This is a genomic window from Vibrio sp. 1401, assembly GCF_033340295.1.
Window position 1 is genome coordinate 1 of sequence record NZ_JAWOWF010000854.1, and the last position, 514, is coordinate 514.

General features: G+C 44.7%; 1 protein-coding gene. It reads left to right on the forward strand.

The genetic code is table 11. The features are described from left to right. The coding region (locus R7Z77_RS28535) for an ABC transporter ATP-binding protein (protein ID WP_318137458.1) at nucleotides 1-514 on the forward strand (514 nt) is incomplete at both ends.

Sequence of the window (514 nt, forward strand, 5' to 3'; positions counted from 1 at the left end):
AATGAAGAAACTCGCCTCTGATGAAATTCAACGCGAAGTGACAAAAGTCATAGAGTTAGTTGACTTAAAAGGCAAAGAAAAACACTACCCACACCAACTTTCTGGAGGCCAACGTCAGCGTGTGGCATTAGCCCGAGCGCTCGTGGTTAAACCTCGTATTCTTTTACTTGATGAGCCACTTTCGGCACTGGATGCAAAGATCCGTAAGCATCTTCGCCAACAGATCCGAGACATACAAGAAGAGATGAACCTAACTACCATCTTTGTGACTCATGACCAAGAAGAAGCGATGATCATGTCTGATCGAATCTTTTTGATGAACAAAGGGGAAATTGTTCAAGCCGGCACACCAGAAGCGATCTACACTCACCCAGTCAATGAATTTGTGGCTGGGTTTATGGGGCATTACAATTTGGTCGATGCTAACAAAGCCAAACAACTCTTTAGTATCGATACCGAATGGAAGGTGGCAATTCGTCCAGAGTCCATCTACGTGAAAGAGCATGGTCGCCAA